This is a genomic window from Luteimonas rhizosphaericola (assembly GCF_029888045.1).
In the GTDB taxonomy this organism is placed as follows: Bacteria; Pseudomonadota; Gammaproteobacteria; order Xanthomonadales; family Xanthomonadaceae; genus Luteimonas; species Luteimonas rhizosphaericola.
Genome location: NZ_JARXRN010000028.1, coordinates 241,863 through 256,157 on the forward strand (window position 1 = coordinate 241,863; position 14,295 = coordinate 256,157).

Below are 14,295 nucleotides of genomic sequence, written 5' to 3' on the forward strand. Positions count from 1 at the left end.
GAGGCGCACGGGCACATGCGAAGCCCGGCGCGCGGCTGCGCGCTTCGTTGCCGATCCATGGCGCAGGGTCCGCGCCCCGTCCCGCCTGAGACCCGCGGAAGGACCACCGGGTGCAGACGACGATCTGCCGATGGGGCGCGTGAGCGCGTTCGTCGTTTCCCTGACGGGTCCGCCATGGCGCTCCTGTCGAGAACTCGTTAAACTGAATACGAACAATTCGCATTCAGAGGAAGGGTTGGCATGTGCGTGACGTGGTTTCGAGCTTCGGCGCTGGCCGCCGGGCTGGCGATGGCACTCCCCGCTGTCCGGGCGCAAGAAGTTGCCCCCGACCCGGCGGCGGCCTCGGCCGTGACCGACCTGGACTCGATCCGGGTGGTGGGCCGGGCGCAGACCCTCTACCAGGCCGATGACGCCGCCGTCGCCACCCGCACCGACACGCCGCTGGCGCTGGTGCCGCAGTCGGTGCAGGTGCTCACGCGGGACCTGATCGACGACCAGGCCGCGCGCCAGGTGACCGACCTGTACCGCAGCATCAGCGGCATCAGCTATTTCAGCTACGCCGGCGTCACCCTGCGCGGCTTCCGCCAGGAGAACGTGCTCTACGACGGCCTGCGCGGCGATCCCTACGCCGGCTTTTCGGTGCCGCAGCTGTTCAACATCGAGCGGGTCGAGGTGCTCAAGGGCCCGGCAGGCGCGCTGTACGGCGGGGGCGATGCCGGCGGGGTGATCAACTACGTCACCCGCAAGCCGCAGGCGCTGGCGCAGCGGCGGGCGGAAGTCCAGCTGGGCAACTTCGACTTCGCGGCCGGCTCGGTCGAGGCCACCGGCCCGGCGAACGCCTCGGGCAGCGTGCGCTATCGGGTGGGCGTGTACGGCGACGGCGAGGAAGGCGTGCGCTGGAACGCCGACAGCCAGAGCCTGATCGGCGATGCCTCGATCGCGATCGACATCGGCCGCAGCGGCGAGCTGGTGCTGCAGGCCACCGACATCACCCAGACCCTCGGCGGCAACCGCCTGCGCGGCGTGCCCGCGAACGACGACGGCGTGCTGCTCACCGACCGCCGCTGGAACCACAACGAGGCCACCGACTTCCTCGACATGGACGCGCGCGTGCTGCTGGCGCAGTACCGCGTCTCGCCATCGGAGGCGTGGGACCTGGACTTCGCCGCGCGCTGGTTCGAGAACACCGAGCACCAGATCTACCACGAGCCGATGGGGCTGGTGGACCGCGACGGCGACGGCGTGCGCGAATGGATGACGCGCCAGCTTCGCAACCAGATCCGCGACAACGAGGCGGTGGCGGTGAACGGCAACGCGGTCTGGCGCTTCGCGACCGGCGCCCTCGCGCACAAGCTGCTGTTCGGCGCCGACTACTACCGTGGCGACTCGGATTTCACCGCGCAGACCGCCAACAGCATCGACCTGGCGTCCAATCCCGGCCTGGTGCCCGGCATCGGCCTGTTCGATCCGGTGTACGGGCTGACCTCGCACTACGACTACGGCCTCGACGCGCTGCCTTGGCGCGGCACCCGCACCCGCGGGATCCGCTACGGCGGCTACGTGCAGGACGAGGTGACGCTCACGCCGCGCTGGCATCTGCTGGCCGGCCTGCGCTGGGACGGTTTCGAGGACGAGGATCGCGTATCCGGCAGCCGCGTCGACGGCCACGACCTCAGTTGGCGCCTGGGCAGCACGTTCGTGCTGCGCGAGGGGCTCAATGCCTATGCGAGCGTAGCCAGCGGGTTCGTGCCGCAGGCCACCGGCAGCCAGGATCCCGCCGCCGGCGGCCCGTTCGACCCCGAGCAGAGCCGGCAGTGGGAAGTGGGCCTGAAGACCCTGCTCGGTGGCGGCGTGACGCTCAACACCGCGCTCTACCGGATCGAACGCAGCAACATCGTGCAGGCCACCGGCGAGGTGGTCGACGGCGTGAACCAGCTCGGCGCGCTCGGGCTGGTGCGCAGCGAGGGGCTGGAGATCGACGTGCTGGCCGACCTAACCGACCGCTGGGTGCTCAACGTGGCCTATGCCTACAACGATGCGCGCGTGATCGATGCCGGCAGCAACGGCATCACCAATTCCTCCGGCGACCGCTTCGCCAACGCGCCGCGCAACAAGCTCGGGCTGTGGACGCGCTACGACCTGCCGCAGCTGTCGTCCGCGGTCGGCTTCGGGCTCGACTACACCGACGACCGCATCAGCCTCGACGGCCAACGGGTCAAGCCGTACACCATTTTCGACCTGAGCTGGCAGACGGCCTGGCGCGACTGGAAGTTCCAGGCCAACGTCAAGAACCTGTTCGACAAGGTGTACGCGGCCAGCGGCTTCATCGAGCGCAGCGGCCACTTCCCGGGTGAGCCGCGGCGGCTCTACCTGCAGGCGTCGCGCAGCTTCTGAGCGCCGCCGTGCACGCGCCCACACAGGCCACCGCCGCCCCGGTTGCACGCAGCCCCGGGCGGCGGCTGTGGTTCGACCTGCACAGCTGGGTCGGCCTGAAGCTGTGCCTGTTCATGGGCTTCGTGTGCCTGACCGGCACGCTGGCGGTGTTCGCGCACGAGATCGACTGGCTGCTGCACGAAGAGGTGCGGGTGACGCCGGGCCCCGAGCGGGCGAGCTGGGGCACGATGGTCGCCGCCGCGCAGTCGGCGCATCCGGACTGGACGCTCGAAGGCCTGAGCGCGCCGCACGCCTCGCGCTTCGCCGCGATGGCGCAGATGCGCCTGCCCGACGGCAGCCGCCGCTTCGTGTGGGTCGATCCCTATCGCGGCGTGGTGACCGGCGACACCCACTGGTTCACCGCCCACCGCTTCCTGCGCAACACGCACCGGCACCTGATGATCCCGGTGAAGTACGGCGTGCCGCTGGTGGCGGCGCTGTCGCTGCCGCTGCTGGTGACGCTGGTGAGCAGCCTGTACATCTACAAGCGCTGGTGGCGCGGTTTCTTCAGCTGGCCGCGGGCGGATCGGCCGCGCCGGCTGTGGGGCGATTTGCACCGGCTGCTGGGCGTGTGGAGCCTGTGGTTCATCGCCCTGATCGCCCTGACCGGCGGCTGGTACCTGGTGGAATCGCTCGGCGGCAAGGCGCCGGTGCCGGCGCGGATCGCGCTACCGGAGGGCGATGGGCCGGCCGCGGCCGATCCTCAGGCGATCGACCGCGCAGTCGATGCGCTGCGCGCGCGCTGGCCGGCGCTCGAAGTGCGCGGCGCACAGCCCACCGAAGGCGGGCAGGGCCTGCTGCTCGACGGCCAGGCCGAGGCCTGGCTGGTGCGCGACCGCGCCAACGCCGCCGGCTTCGACCTGCGCACCGGCACCCTCATCGACCAGCGCGATGGACGCGAGATGGGCGTGCACCAGCGCATCGCGGAGATGGCCGATCCGCTGCATTTCGGAAGCTTCGGCGGTTGGCCGGTGCGCCTGCTGTGGTTCCTGTTTGGCGCCGCGATGACCGCGCTCAGCTTCACCGGCGTCTACCTCTACGGCCTGCGCGTCAGCGACGCGGCGCGCTCGGCCCTGCGCAGGCGGCGACGGTGAGCCGGCGCGGCGACGATCGGGACGACGGCCCCGGCCCCTGGCGGCGCGCCTGGCAGGGCATGGGCGCCTGGCGCTGGCTGTGGGTCGCGCTGGCGCTGGTGTGGCTGGCGCTGATTCCGCTGGAGGTCATGCGCTAGCAGGTGCATACCGCGTGCGTAACGACCGAGGCGCCCCGAGACTCAGCTGGCGCCGTCGGCGGCGCGCAGCAGCACCAGCGCGAAGTCGCGCGCATCGTCGGTCCAGGTCTCGTCGACCGCCAGGCCCGCCTGCGCGGCGATCGTGCGGATGCTGGCCCCGGTGTACTTGCGGCTGATCTCCACTTCGATGCGCTCGCCGGCCGCGAAGTCGATGGCCTCGCCGGCCACCTGCACCGTCTGCGCCTCCCGGCTCACGATCGCGGTCTCGATGCGCTCGCGTTCGACCGAATAGGCCGCGTGGTGCGCGAACCGGTTGAGGTCGAAGCGGCCCTCGGCCTCGCGGTTCAGGCGCGCGAGCAGGTTGAGCGTGAACTCGGCGGTGACCCCGGCGGCGTCGTTGTACGCCGCCTCCAGGCGCTCGACCGGCTTGACCAGGTCGAAGCCGAGCAGGGCCAGGCCATCCGGCCCCATCGTCTCGCGGATCGAGCGCAGCAGTTCGAGCGCGTCGTCGTCGTCGAAGTTGCCGAGCGTGGAGCCGGGGAAGAACACCAGCGTGCGCCGCGCCGCGCGCTGCGCCGGCGGCAGGGGCACCGGGCGGGTGAAGTCGGCGCACACCGGCAGCAGCTGCAGGTGCGGGAACTGGTCGGCGACCGCGCGCGTGCTGTCGAGCAGCGCCGCCATCGAAATCTCCACCGACGTGTAGGCCACTGGATCGTCGAGCGCGTCCAGCAGCTGGCGGGTCTTGATGCCGCTGCCGGTGCCCAGTTCCACCACGTGCACGTTCGGCCCCACGCGCTGCGCGATCCGCGGCGCCACCGCCTCCAGCAGCGCGGTCTCCACGCGCGTGAGGTAGTACTCCGGCTGCCGGGTGATGGCTTCGAACAGGCGCGAGCCGCGCGCGTCGTAGAAGTATTTCGACGACAGCCGCTTCGGATTCGCGCGCAGGCCGGCACGCGCGTCGGCGCGCAGGTCCGCCGCGGGCGGGGCGAGGTCGAGCACGGTCCAGCCGTCTGCGGGCGGATGCTGGGCGGAACAGGAGCCGGAAGCCGGAGTCATGCGGGGTCCTTGGCCAGGCGCAGGCCGGCGAACTGCCACTGCGCGGAGGGCGGAAAGAAGTTGCGGTAGGTGGCACGCACATGGCTGGCCGGTGTGGCGCAGCTGCCGCCACGCAGCACCTGCTGGCTGCACATGAACTTGCCGTTGTATTCGCCCAGCGCGCCGGGCATGGGGCGGAAGCCGGGATAGGCGCCGTAGGCGCTGGACGTCCACTCCCAGACATCGCCGAACAGCTGGCGCAGGCCGGTGCCGTCGCTGCCGCGCGGATGCAGGTGGCCGGCATCGGCGAAGTTGCCGCGCACCGGCTGGCCGGCGGCGGCGCGCTCCCACTCGAACTCGGTCGGCAGGCGCGCGCCGGCCCAGCGCGCGTAGGCATCGGCCTCGTAGTAGCTCAGGTGCACCACGGGCGCGTCGGGATCGATCGGCTGCGCGCCGGCGAGGGTGAAGTGGTGCGCGTCGTCGATCCAGTGGAGCGGCCGCGCCCGCTGCCCGGCCTGGACCCAGGCCCAGCCTTCCGACAGCCAGTGCGCGTGCGTGCGGTAGCCGCCGTCGGCGATGAACTGGCGGTACTCGCCGGCGGTCACCGGCCGCGAGGCGAGCGCGAACGCCCCCGTCAGCACCCGGTGGCGCGGGCTTTCCAGGTCGAACGCGAACGCGTCGTGCGCCGGCCACACGGGTGCGCCGATTTCGACCACCGCCTCGTCGAACCCGATCCACTCCAGCGGCCCGGCCAGCGACCGCGGCGGCGCGTGCACATGGTAGGCCGGCAGCAGCGGGTTGAGCGAGAACGCATGCTTGAGATCGGTGAGGATCAGTTCCTGGTGCTGCTGTTCGTGCTGCAGGCCCAGCTCGACGATGCGCAGGCCGTCGCGATCGAACGTGCCGCGCGCGAGCGCGTCGCCCAGGCGCGCGTCGATCGCGGCGCGGTAGCCGAGTACCTCGTCCAGCGACGGGCGCGTGAGCAGGCCGCGCTGCGGACGCGGATGCCGGGGGCCGACGCTCTCGTAGTAGCTGTTGAACAGCGCGTCCCACTCCGGATGCGGCGAGCGCGCGCCGGCCAGTGGCTGCAGCACGAAGCGGTCGAAGAACCAGGTGGTATGCGCCAGGTGCCATTTCACTGGACTGGCGTCGGGCATGCTCTGGACCGCGGCATCCTCGGCCGACAGCGGCGCGGCCAGCGCCAGCGTCTGCCGGCGCACGGCGTGGAAGCGCTCGACCAGGCCGTGCGGCTCCGCGCCCGCCGCGGCATCGTGGGGGTCGCTGAAGCCGCGGCGTGCGACCGCATCGTGGTCCATGGGGTCTACTCCTCGGCAGGGCCCGGGCGTGGAAACGCGGGCGGGTCGCCGGATCGCACGCCCTGTGCTGCCCGCGAACCCTCCTGGATCGCGCCACCCGCCTGCGACGGCAGTGGAACATACGGGGTGTTACGTGCGATGAAGGCCGGGTGCGGACATGCCAGGCGCGCGGGCCCGTGCACGCGAGCGCCGGGAGGCCGCTTCACGCCGGGCGCGACGGCGGACAGCGCCCGCGCATGCGCGCGGGTCGGTGCTGCAACGCGTCGTCGATGCCTGGAGCGTTCGCGGACGCTTCACTTCCGCGATGCCAGCGTGCGGCGCATCTCCACCCGGAAGACCGTACATGCCCCACCTGCCCGCGAACCGCCTCGTCCCCCTGACTGCCGCCCGCGGCGGCGCTGCCGTTGACCGCGGCGCGCCGGACCTGCCGGCACGCCGTGCGCGACCCCGTGCGCTGCCCGCGGTCGGCCTGCTGCTCGCAGGTGCGCTGCTGGCCGGATGTTCGCCCACGCCGGACGCCGCGCAACCGGCGGCCGCACCGGAAGCCGCCGCCGACACAGCCGCGCCGCCGCAGGATGCGCAGGCGGGCCCGGCGCCGGCGCCCGAGGGTGACGCGCCCACCGGGCAGGCGACCGCCCCCGGCAGCCCACCGGCGACTGGCGCGCACGGAACCATCGGCGGCGACGGGTCCGACATCCGGCTCGACCCGCTGGGCGCGGCGGACATCGAGCAGGCCGCGCTCGGTGGCGAACTGGCCTGCAGTTTCGTTGCGGACGGCGGACAGGCGCCCCTGCTGCTCGCCATGGGCGTGGTCGCCTCGGACGAGCCGGCGCAGGGCGTGGTCAAGGTCGCCGGCTACGTGGAGCCGGTGCGCGCGCCGGGCGGCTTCGACGGCATGCTCGAGGACCCGACCTTCAGCGGCCAGGGCAAGACCGTGCGCATCGCGCTGACCGGTGAGGCCAGCGGCGGCGGCGAATCCCCGCCGCGGCGGGCCACGCTCACCTACCTGCGCGCCGATGGCGCCAGCCGGACCTTCGAGGGCCAGTGGCAGTGCGGGCCCTGAGGGGCTGAGCCCGGGCGCCGCCCCGCGGAACGAGGTCCTTGCGCAGGCTTGACCTCGACCAAGGTCGAGGAAGGAGCATGGCGTTCCCTCCCGACGTCTTCGCCCGCCATGCCCGACTCGCTGCAGGATCCCGCCCGCTACCTCGCCCGCCTCGGATTCGACGCACCGCCGCCGCCCACGCTGCAGACGCTGCGCGCGCTGCAGCTGGCGCACACGTCCAGCTTCGCGTTCGAGACCATCGACACCCTGCTGCGCCGGCCGGTGCCGGTGGACCTGCCGGCACTGGAGCGCAAGCTGCTGCACGACGGCCGCGGCGGCTACTGCTTCGAGCTCAACCGGCTGTTCCTGGCGCTGCTCCAGCACCTGGGGTTCGATGCCCATGCGCTGGCCGCGCGGGTGATCGAGGGCGAGGCGCCGCTGGCGCGGACCCACCTGCTGCTGCACGTGGCGATCGACGGCGCGTCCTGGATCGCCGACGTCGGCTTCGGCGGCATGGTCCCGACCGCGCCGCTGCGGCTCGACATTTCGGCCGCGCAGGCGACCCCGCACGAGCCGTACCGGGTGCGCGAACGCGACGCCGGCTACCTGCTGCAGGCACAGGTGCGCGACGCCTGGCGCGACCTCTACACCTTCGACCTGCAGCGCCAGCTCGACATCGACCTGGAGATGGGCAGCTGGTACGTCTCCACCCATCCGGGCTCGCCCTTCCTCGGTGAACTGCGCGTCGCCCGCACGGCGCCGGGGCAGCGCAAGGCCCTGCGCAACGGCAGTTTCGCCATCCACCGCCTGGGCCAGCCCAGCGAACGCCGCGGGCTGGACGACGCGGACGCCGTGCTGCAGGTGCTGCGCGACGAATTCGGCCTGCGCCCGCCCGCAGGTCATGCGCTGCGCGAGGCACTGCAGGCACGGCTCGAGCGGGATGCGGCGATCCAGGCAGGCTTGGGTCCCGCGCCTGGTCGAGCGTGAGATCTTCGTAGTGTTCCCGCGCGGCGCCGCAGTCACGCACCCACGCGCACGCACGGCGACGCGATGGGATTTCCGCGACGGAGCGCGACGCCGCCGCGCACGGCCGCGGCGCAGCCCGTGCCGCGCGGATCAGCGGGAGTCGATCGTCGAACCCGCTCGCGTCGGCATGGACGGTCGCCGTGCGGTGCGCAGCAGGAACACCGTCTGCACCGCCAGCGCCACGGCGATCGCGACCGCCAACCACGCGGCGGTGTCGGCACCCGGAAGATCGTGGCCCGACTGCTTCACGTACACCGCCGCCAGGGCCCACAGCGCGGCCGCCACGTAGGCGAGGTTGCCGCGCATCCGGTGATTGAGCGCCAGCAGCACGATCGCGGCGACCGCGAACAGGGCCAGGCTCCAGGGCAACTGGTCGTCGGCCGGCAGCCAGCCGTAGGCCACGATCACCTGCGCCAGGTTGAGGAAGGCCGCCAGCGTCAGCCAGCCGGCGTGCAGCGACAGCGGCAGCCAGGCCCACAGGCGCTGACCCGTGGCCGGGGCGGCATCGCGCGACAGCAGCAACGCGCAGCGCACCAGGCAGGCCATGGCGCCGAAGATCACCAGCAGGCACGCCACGAACCATTCGTTGGAGAACAGCGGCATCCAGACCGTGGTCAGGACGAAGCCTGCCGCCGCCCATGGCGCCACGCGTGCAAGGGTCGGATCACGCCGGCGCGCGCCGGTGGCCTGCCAGCCGGCGTAGGCGAGGTCGAGCAGGAAGATCAGGCCCCAGATCGAGAACGCATACCCGGCAGCCACCAGCAGCGTCGGGTAGCGGTCGGAGACGGTCCCGTTGTCCGGCCCGAAGGCCCCGGTGTTCGACAGCCAGGCCACGAGCGGCATGGCCAGGGCGGTCAGCACGACGAGCAGGCGCATGGCGGCTCCGGGAATTGCTGGGTGTCCAGGGGAAGATCAGGGCTCGCCGAAGCTGCGGCTCGAATGCGAGGCCGTGCGCGTGGCCGGCGAGACGTCGAGCGATTCGCCCACCAGCACCGGATCGCCATGCGGCGCGGTGCGCTGCCGGTCGTCGGCGATCGACGCGTGTCCGCGGTCGAGCTGGTGGCGCTGCCACGCCCGATAGGCGACGTAGCCGAGCGCGCCGGCGGCGAAGAGTTTCAGGAACGACATGGCGGGTCTCCGACGGTGACGGGGGGAGCGGCAGCGTGGATCAGGCGGAGTGATCCGGGCGTGACCGCAGGCGCGCCGGCGCGGCCGGTGTCCCGTTCACGGCCCTTTCCGCGTCGTTCGAAGTAGGATCGGCGCGGGAGACGTTCGCGGGCCGGTGGTCGCCGGCGTCGGGGCCTGGCATCCGTCGGACCGTCCGCAGGACGGTGCACGGATGCCGCCGACGCCCTCCACCCTTCGCCGCGGACGGCGGGAGGCGTGCCAATGCAGGACGACGTCCACATCGCGCTGCGACGGGAATCCGGGTCCCGCCTGCATGCACGGGTCACCGGCCGCACCACGCTGGCCAACACGCTCGCCTACTGGCGCGCCATCGCTGATGCGGTGCAGGCGCAGCCCGCGCGCGAACTGCTGCTGGTCGACGAACTGGTGGGGCCGCCGCTCAGCGCGGGCGAGTGGCGCGCGCTGGTGGACGAGGTCGGCCCCCGGCTCGGCCAGCTGCGGATCGCGCACGTCAAGCCGCGCGGCCTGGACACCGTCGAGTACTGCGTGCTGTCTGCGCTCGACGCGGGCCTGCAGGCGCAGGTGTTCTCCGAGGCGCAGCGCGCCAGCCTGTGGCTCAGCTACGGCGAGCGCGCCGATTCCCCGGGAACGGCCGGCGGGTAGACGCGCGGCACGTCGGACGCGCCGCGCGCGGGCCGCCCGCTCAGCCGCCAGGCAGCAGCGGACCCGAGCCGTTGCTGCGCCGCCGTGAGCCGCCACCGCCTTGGGTCTGCTTCCAGTGCCGCAGCAGCTGGCGCAGCGCTTCGGGCTTGGCCTGCGACGCCGCGGTGCCGGCCTGGTTGCGCACGTTCTCGCCGTGGCAGCCGGTGCAGGTGCGGATCTCGCCCGGCTGCATCGTCACCCAGACGCGCTCGCGCACGATCGGCTCGCCGGCGGCGTCGGTGGTCTGCCAGGTCAGCGCCCGGCTGGCCGGCACGAAGGCGGCCGAGGAGCCGTCGCTGGCGATCGCCACGCTGCCGGCCGGGCCGGCCGTGTAGGCCGGATTGCCGGTGGCCGACATCGGCTGCGCGATCACCCGCCGGCCCGCCTTGAAGTCGGTATAGGCGCGCACCTGGTTGCCCTGCAGGATCTGGAAGTGGGCGATGTCGTACACCCGGCCGCTGCTGCCGGTGGTGCGCACGCCGCCGGGCACGCGCAGGTTGAACGGCTGCTGGCGGTCGGCGCGGTCGCGGCTGGTCTGGTTGCGCACCACGATCAGCGCCAGGTCGCGCGCCTTCATCCATTCGCGCAGGCTGGCTTCGCTCACCGCCTCCTCGGTCAGCACGCTGCGCTCGGGCGCGGTGATGGCCAGGGTCGGCGCGGGCGGGGCGTTGCGCGCCACCACCTCCACCGCCTCGAGTTCCCACAGCAGCCCGCTGTAGGACTGCTGCGTGCCCGGCGTCCACCACGAGACCGACTTGCTGATGCCGCTGCCGGTCAGCAGGTCGCCGGCGACGAGGCGGCCGCTGGCGTCGGTGCCCAGCTGGCGCAGGCGCAGGTCGATGCCGCGCTGGAACGTCGAGCTGGGGGTGTAGCTGGCCACCATCTGGCCGGAGGCCAGCGGCAGCGGGTTGCGGTAGCGCCCGCCGCTGGCCGAGGCCACCGTGATCAGCATCTGGTCGGCGGTGAGGTTCGGCGCGCCGGTCACCTTCACGATCCGCCCCGAAGTGCCCTCGGCGAACTCGTTGGCGTGGATGGCGTAGAACGTGCCCGGGCTGCGGGGGTCCTCGCGCAGGTGGAACAGGCCCGAGTCGATGTCGATCTCGGTGCGGTTGGCGAACAGCGACGTGTTGATGGTGTCGGCCAGCGACGCGTCGCCGCGGAACGAGCGCGGCACGTAGTTGAACGACAGCTCGTGGCGGCCGATGTGGTTGAGGCTGAGCTCGTCGGTGCCGTCCTGGTTCATCTGCCAGGGCGTGAACAGGTTGTAGGTGAAGCCGTTGACCTCGCCGTACGGGCTGGACATGCCGGTGCGCGATTCGGGGAAGGTCTCGGTGGTGCCGGACACCCGCGCCGCGTTGGACGCCTCGCTGGCGTAGTTCACCGGTCCGAAGTTCGACAGGTTCTGCTGATCGCGCTGCAGGTGGTCCCAGCGGGTGAAGACCACCCGGCCGTAGCTGTCGATCGTGGGCGAGAACGCGCCGCTGGGGGCGTGGTTGAGGATCCGCAGCGCGCCGGTGGCCGGATCCAGGCTGAAGATGCCGGTGATCGTCGGCGTGCTCTCGTACTCGTCCAGCTGCGGGTACAGGTGCGCCTGGCCGTTGCGCGGGCGGTCGGAGGTGAACAGGATGCGGTCGTCGCTGGCGTACAGCGGCGAGACGTTGTTGTACCCGGTGGGCTGGTTGGCGACCTTGGTGATGCGCGCGGTCTGGCCGCGGGCCAGGCCGGTCACCTCGTACAGCTGCCACTTCACGTTGATGCTGGCGTGCTGGCGGGGCGGGGCGCCGACCACCATGCTGAAGACCGCCCGGGTGCCGCTCCAGTGCACGGTCGGCTCGCGCACGGCGATCGCGCGGTCGCCCTGCAGGCCGTCCATGCCGTAGCCGGCTTCGCGGGTCAGGTTGCGCAGGGTGCCGTCCGGGTAGCGGATCATCAGGTCGCCGCCGCGCGGCACGTCGCCGATGTCGGGGAAGTGGTTGGCGAACGAGGACACGCGGCTGCCGAAGGGATCGCCTTCGGTCGGGATCTGGGTCACGAAGAGGATCGGGTTCTGCACGGTCACCGCCTTGGTCGCCGCGGCGGCGGTGGTGCGCGGGGCGGCGGCGGATGGCGTGGCGGTGGCGGCCGCGTCGGCGGCCTGCTCGAGGTCGGCCCCGGACAGCGGCAGCTGGGCGCCACAGGCGGAGAGGATCAGCGCGGCAACCAGGGTTGCCAGGGGTCGGAATCCGTTCCGGAGGAAGGGGGGGGACGACGCGGTCATGGAGGTCTGCCGGAACGGGAAGGCGGGACGGCACCGGGCTGGCCAGACGCCGGAGACAGCCTGTCTCCGCCCGCCCGTGGCCGGCTTTCGCACCGAGTTGCGTTTGGATCCCCTTGGCGGAAATTTTTGGGCGCGTGCGCCTAACTGCAAGCTGAATTGCCTGAATCACAGCAGTTTTACGCGGCAGTTCGGTGACCAAACGCACAGAACTGCGCTTGCATCGCGCGAAGTTCAGGTTCCGCCGGGTCTCGGCGGCGGGTCTGCGGGCAGGCCTGGCGCCGGGCGCCCGCGAACGTCCGGCACATGGTCGCGCCGCGGGCCGTCTATCGGCGTTCGCCCCGCCCCCGCAGCAGCAGGGCGACAGTGCCCAGCGAGCCGACGATCATCGCGATCACCGTCTTCTGCGCCAGCCCGCGCGGCAGGTCCCGCCCGAGCGCCAGTACCCAGATCGCGGCGAAGCAGGCCAGCGCCCACGGCAGCAGCCAGCGGGCGTCGCGCCGCCAGGCCGGGTCGTGACGCAACCGCAGCGCCTGCAGCACCAGGGCGGTGGTGGCGAACAGGAACGCGGCCTGCGCGCTGATGCCGTGCACCAGCCCCTCCAGGCTGGCATCCACGCCGGGCAGGTCCATCCAGGCATAGGCGGTGGTCGAGAGCGAGGCCGCAGCCAGCGCGAACAGCACCAGGGGGGCGGCGCTGCGCGCGGGTGCGGCCAGGCTGCGATACAGCCCCCAGCCCAGCCCGACCATCGCCAGCCCCAGGGCGACGTACGCCGCCTGCAGCGCGGCGCCCCAGTCGCCGATCAGGTACAGGCTCATCGGATGGGCGACCGGATCCAGGTCGCCGCGCCGCAGGTGCAGCGCGCAGGCCGCGAGCACGAACGCGGACAGCCCCGCCAGGGCGAGGCGGGCCCAGTGCCGGTCGGCGCGCTGGTGCGTGGTAGTGGACCCTGTGGACATGCGACCCCGCGGGCTGGCGTGGCCCTGGAGCATGCCGCGATGGCGAGGGGCATGCATCCGCCAGGCGCCGGCGGCGGTCGCACTGCACTGCGCGGTCATCGCGTGCGGCGTGGTCGCCTCCCGTCGGGCACGGACGCGGCGGTCGCGCGATCCGGCTGGTTGCGTCCACGGGCTCCCCGATGGAGTCGTGGGCAGCGAAGAGGGCGGCGTCCGCCGGCCGGCTCAGTGCAGCCCAGGCGCGGGCGCCCGGCGTGCCAGCAGGTCGGCGTCGGCGCGCATGAACACGGCCGACGGCGGCTCGGAGGCTTCGCCTTCCGCGGTGCCGACCAGGAACGCCAGACCGTGTGCGGCCGCCTGGGCATGGAGCACCGCGCGCACTCGCGCCAGCACGGCGTCCGCGCCCGGCTCCTGCAGGACCAGGACGTACTCGGCGCTGCCGCTGCTGCGATTGGCGCTGTCGCCGCCGTGGCCGGCCAGCGCCTGTTCGAGTTCGCGGTCGATCTGCTCGAGCAGCTTCTCGGTGCGACGCTCGCCGTGGCGCGCCACCGTGCCGGCGTGGTCCTGCAGCTCCAGCAGGGCCAGCCGGTAGTGCGGCGAGGCGGCGGGTTCGGGAGACGGTGCAACAGTCGCCACGAACGCCTCGTGCGCCAGCGCGCGTTCGCGCACGCGCGCCTCGAGCAGGGTCATGGTCAGGCGTGCGAGCGACTGCAGCGCCGCGCGCTGCTCGCCGTCGAGCGCGCGCGGCCGGTCGTCGAGCACGCACACGGTGCCGATCGCCGCGCCCTCGGGCGTGACCAGCGGCATGCCGGCGTAGAAGCGGGCGTCGCCGGTGGCGCCGTTGACCTGCGGGTTCGACGCGAAGCGCGGATCGGCGCGCAGGTCGGGAATCTCCATCAGCCGATCGGGGGTGCGGATGGCGTGATCGCACACGGCGACGCTGCGGCTGGTCTCGGGTTCGGAATAGCCGGTGCGGGCCTTGAACCACTGCCGGTCGTGGTCGATCAGGCTCACCAGCGCGACCGGCGTGTCGCACAGGGTGGACGCCAGGCGGACGATGTCCTCGTAGGCCTGCTCCGGCAGGCTGTCGAGGATGCGGTAGCGCTCGAGCGCGCGCTGGCGCGCGGCTTCATCGGGGACGGACGTGGCGTGCGACATGCAGGGCTCCGTGA

At 72.6% G+C, this 14,295-nt stretch carries 13 protein-coding genes; 6 read left to right on the forward strand and 7 right to left on the reverse strand.

Annotated elements, in window-relative coordinates:
* Positions 1 to 240: 240 nt before the first annotated feature.
* The 3 genes from QFW80_RS13565 to QFW80_RS13575 are packed head-to-tail and all read left to right on the forward strand — an operon-like array spanning position 241 to position 3,664.
* Complete coding sequence (locus QFW80_RS13565; RefSeq protein ID WP_331488505.1) at positions 241 to 2,394, forward strand: TonB-dependent siderophore receptor; 2,154 nt, start codon at positions 241 to 243, stop codon at positions 2,392 to 2,394.
* Between the two features lie 8 nt (positions 2,395 to 2,402).
* Entirely contained in the window at positions 2,403 to 3,527 is a 1,125-nt protein-coding gene (locus QFW80_RS13570) for a PepSY-associated TM helix domain-containing protein (RefSeq protein WP_280602509.1), read from the forward strand.
* Positions 3,524 to 3,664 carry a hypothetical protein gene (locus QFW80_RS13575; protein WP_280602510.1) on the forward strand — a complete coding sequence of 47 codons (141 nt, stop codon included), beginning with the start codon at positions 3,524 to 3,526 and terminating at the stop codon, positions 3,662 to 3,664. Before QFW80_RS13570 ends, QFW80_RS13575 begins: the two co-directional genes overlap by 4 nt.
* A gap of 42 nt (positions 3,665 to 3,706) precedes the next feature.
* Here QFW80_RS13575 and egtD read toward each other — a convergent pair whose 3' ends face one another.
* Together egtD and egtB are read right to left on the reverse strand one after the other, a co-directional pair.
* The gene (gene egtD / locus QFW80_RS13580; protein WP_280602511.1) at positions 3,707 to 4,720 is read right to left on the reverse strand and encodes an L-histidine N(alpha)-methyltransferase; all 1,014 of its coding nucleotides are present in this window, start codon (positions 4,718 to 4,720) and stop codon (positions 3,707 to 3,709) included.
* The gene (gene egtB / locus QFW80_RS13585) at positions 4,717 to 6,015 is read right to left on the reverse strand and encodes an ergothioneine biosynthesis protein EgtB (RefSeq protein WP_280602512.1); all 1,299 of its coding nucleotides are present in this window, start codon (positions 6,013 to 6,015) and stop codon (positions 4,717 to 4,719) included. Before egtB ends, egtD begins: the two co-directional genes overlap by 4 nt.
* Positions 6,016 to 6,358: 343 nt before the next feature.
* Here egtB and QFW80_RS13590 point away from each other — a divergent pair, with 343 nt between their 5' ends.
* Positions 6,359 to 7,078 carry a hypothetical protein gene (locus QFW80_RS13590; RefSeq protein WP_280602513.1) on the forward strand — a complete coding sequence of 240 codons (720 nt, stop codon included), beginning with the start codon at positions 6,359 to 6,361 and terminating at the stop codon, positions 7,076 to 7,078.
* Positions 7,079 to 7,186: 108 nt separating this feature from the next.
* Positions 7,187 to 8,044, forward strand: coding sequence for an arylamine N-acetyltransferase family protein (locus QFW80_RS13595; RefSeq protein ID WP_280602514.1), 858 nt, complete (start codon positions 7,187 to 7,189; stop codon positions 8,042 to 8,044).
* A 129-nt stretch (positions 8,045 to 8,173) separates the two neighbouring features.
* On the opposite strand, the gene QFW80_RS13600 is transcribed toward QFW80_RS13595, so the two are convergent.
* Both QFW80_RS13600 and QFW80_RS13605 read right to left on the reverse strand, forming a co-directional pair.
* Positions 8,174 to 8,959 carry a hypothetical protein gene (locus QFW80_RS13600; RefSeq protein ID WP_280602515.1) on the reverse strand — a complete coding sequence of 262 codons (786 nt, stop codon included), beginning with the start codon at positions 8,957 to 8,959 and terminating at the stop codon, positions 8,174 to 8,176.
* A gap of 36 nt (positions 8,960 to 8,995) precedes the next feature.
* Positions 8,996 to 9,211 carry a hypothetical protein gene (locus QFW80_RS13605; protein ID WP_280602516.1) on the reverse strand — a complete coding sequence of 72 codons (216 nt, stop codon included), beginning with the start codon at positions 9,209 to 9,211 and terminating at the stop codon, positions 8,996 to 8,998.
* 261 nt (positions 9,212 to 9,472) lie between these two features.
* On the opposite strand from QFW80_RS13605, the gene QFW80_RS13610 reads away from it, so the two are divergent.
* Positions 9,473 to 9,874, forward strand: coding sequence for a hypothetical protein (locus QFW80_RS13610; RefSeq protein WP_280602517.1), 402 nt, complete (start codon positions 9,473 to 9,475; stop codon positions 9,872 to 9,874).
* Between the two features lie 40 nt (positions 9,875 to 9,914).
* On the opposite strand, the gene QFW80_RS13615 is transcribed toward QFW80_RS13610, so the two are convergent.
* The 3 genes from QFW80_RS13615 to QFW80_RS13625 form a co-directional block, all read right to left on the reverse strand.
* Complete coding sequence (locus QFW80_RS13615; protein ID WP_280602518.1) at positions 9,915 to 12,170, reverse strand: HzsA-related protein; 2,256 nt, start codon at positions 12,168 to 12,170, stop codon at positions 9,915 to 9,917.
* A 323-nt stretch (positions 12,171 to 12,493) separates the two neighbouring features.
* Entirely contained in the window at positions 12,494 to 13,126 is a 633-nt protein-coding gene (locus QFW80_RS13620) for a DUF998 domain-containing protein (RefSeq protein WP_280602519.1), read from the reverse strand.
* Between the two features lie 222 nt (positions 13,127 to 13,348).
* Positions 13,349 to 14,281 carry a GAF domain-containing protein gene (locus QFW80_RS13625; protein ID WP_280602520.1) on the reverse strand — a complete coding sequence of 311 codons (933 nt, stop codon included), beginning with the start codon at positions 14,279 to 14,281 and terminating at the stop codon, positions 13,349 to 13,351.
* Between the last annotated feature and the right edge of the window lie 14 nt (positions 14,282 to 14,295).

What these genes read in the sequence shown, in the direction of transcription:
- QFW80_RS13620 (WP_280602519.1), bottom strand. Translation starts at nt 13,126, where the DNA reads ATGTCCACAGGGTCCACTACCACGCACCAGCGCGCCGACCGGCACTGG.
- QFW80_RS13595 (WP_280602514.1), top strand. Translation starts at nt 7,187, where the DNA reads ATGCCCGACTCGCTGCAGGATCCCGCCCGCTACCTCGCCCGCCTCGGA.
- QFW80_RS13610 (WP_280602517.1), top strand. Translation starts at nt 9,473, where the DNA reads ATGCAGGACGACGTCCACATCGCGCTGCGACGGGAATCCGGGTCCCGC.
- egtB (WP_280602512.1), bottom strand. Translation starts at nt 6,015, where the DNA reads ATGGACCACGATGCGGTCGCACGCCGCGGCTTCAGCGACCCCCACGAT.
- QFW80_RS13600 (WP_280602515.1), bottom strand. Translation starts at nt 8,959, where the DNA reads ATGCGCCTGCTCGTCGTGCTGACCGCCCTGGCCATGCCGCTCGTGGCC.
- QFW80_RS13625 (WP_280602520.1), bottom strand. Translation starts at nt 14,281, where the DNA reads ATGTCGCACGCCACGTCCGTCCCCGATGAAGCCGCGCGCCAGCGCGCG.
- egtD (WP_280602511.1), bottom strand. Translation starts at nt 4,720, where the DNA reads ATGACTCCGGCTTCCGGCTCCTGTTCCGCCCAGCATCCGCCCGCAGAC.
- QFW80_RS13565 (WP_331488505.1), top strand. Translation starts at nt 241, where the DNA reads ATGTGCGTGACGTGGTTTCGAGCTTCGGCGCTGGCCGCCGGGCTGGCG.
- QFW80_RS13590 (WP_280602513.1), top strand. Translation starts at nt 6,359, where the DNA reads ATGCCCCACCTGCCCGCGAACCGCCTCGTCCCCCTGACTGCCGCCCGC.
- QFW80_RS13605 (WP_280602516.1), bottom strand. Translation starts at nt 9,211, where the DNA reads ATGTCGTTCCTGAAACTCTTCGCCGCCGGCGCGCTCGGCTACGTCGCC.
- QFW80_RS13615 (WP_280602518.1), bottom strand. Translation starts at nt 12,170, where the DNA reads ATGACCGCGTCGTCCCCCCCCTTCCTCCGGAACGGATTCCGACCCCTG.